At 71.0% G+C, this 1,380-nt stretch carries 1 protein-coding gene; it reads left to right on the forward strand.

Translation table 11 applies throughout. The features are described from left to right. Nucleotides 1-1,380: type I polyketide synthase (locus tag AB0M26_RS31915; RefSeq protein WP_365266544.1), on the forward strand; the 1,380-nt coding region annotated here is incomplete at both ends.

Below are 1,380 nucleotides of genomic sequence, written 5' to 3' on the forward strand. Positions count from 1 at the left end.
CGAGGCCTGGGTTCGGGGCATCCCCGTGGACTGGACGAGGGTCCTGGCCGGACAAGGTGCCCGTACCGTGCCGCTGCCCACCTACGCCTTCCAGCGCAGTCGTCACTGGTTCGATGCCGCCGCGACCCGTCGTTCCGCCCCCCTGGCCGTACCTGGCGAGCCGGACCAGCCCGGGCCTGACTCCTCCCCAGCCCCGTACGACGACATGGAGCAGCGGATCCGTGCGCACGCGGCCGTCATACTGGGCCACGCCACGCCCGGTGACGTCGACGCGTCGCTCACCTTCAAGGCCCTGGGCTTCGATTCCGCCACCTCCGTCGATCTGCGGAACCGGCTGGTCGCCGAGACGGGTCTCTCCCTCCCCGCGTCCGTTCTCTTTGACCACCCCACCCCCCAGGCCCTCGCCCGTCACGTGCGCGCCCTGCTCAACGGCGACACCGGACCGGACCCCGAGATCGTCGAGGGTACGAGGCCCGCGACCCGCTCGGACCCCATCGCCATCGTGGCCATGGGCTGTCGTCTGCCCGGTGGGATCCGAACACCGGAGGAGCTCTGGGATCTCCTCTCCACCGGCGGTGAAACGATCTCCGCCTTCCCCGCGGACCGCGGATGGGACCTGGAGGGCCTGTACCACCCGGACCCCGAGCACCACGGCACGACCTATACCCGCTCCGGTTCGTTCCTGTACGACGCGGGCGACTTCGATCCCGGCTTCTTCGGCATCTCGCCGCGCGAGGCCGAAGCCATGGACCCGCAGCAGCGGTTGCTGCTGGAAACCTCCTGGGAGGCACTGGAGCGTGCGGGCATCGCCCCGGAGACGCTGCGCGACGGCGACGCCGGAGTGTTCGTCGGGCTGATGCAGCAGGAATACGGTCCCGCGCTCCACGACGCCCCCGAAGCGGTCGAGGGTTTCCTGCTGACGGGTACCTCGTGCAGCGTCGCCAGCGGGCGTATCGCCTACACCCTCGGCCTTCGCGGGCAGGCGGTCACGGTGGACACGGCGTGCTCGTCGTCACTGGTCGCCCTGCATTTGGCGGTACAGGCGCTGCGCTCCGGCGAGTGCTCGTTCGCACTGGCCGGAGGCGCGACCGTGATGGCCGAGCCCGGCATCTTCGTGGAGTTCAGCCGGCAGCGGGGGCTTGCGCCGGATGGGCGGTGCAAGCCGTTCGCCGCGGGTGCGGACGGTACGGGCTGGGGCGAGGGTGTGGGGGTGCTGCTGCTGGAGCGGTTGTCGGATGCCCGGCGCAACGGGCATCCGGTGCTGGCGGTGGTGCGGGGTTCGGCGGTCAACCAGGACGGTGCGAGCAATGGTCTCACCGCGCCCAACGGTCCTTCGCAGGAGCGTGTGATCCGGGCGGCGCTCGCCAACGCGCGGCTCAC

The sequence above is a fragment of the Streptomyces sp. NPDC051776 genome (assembly GCF_040681345.1).
Taxonomy (GTDB): Bacteria; Actinomycetota; Actinomycetes; order Streptomycetales; family Streptomycetaceae; genus Streptomyces.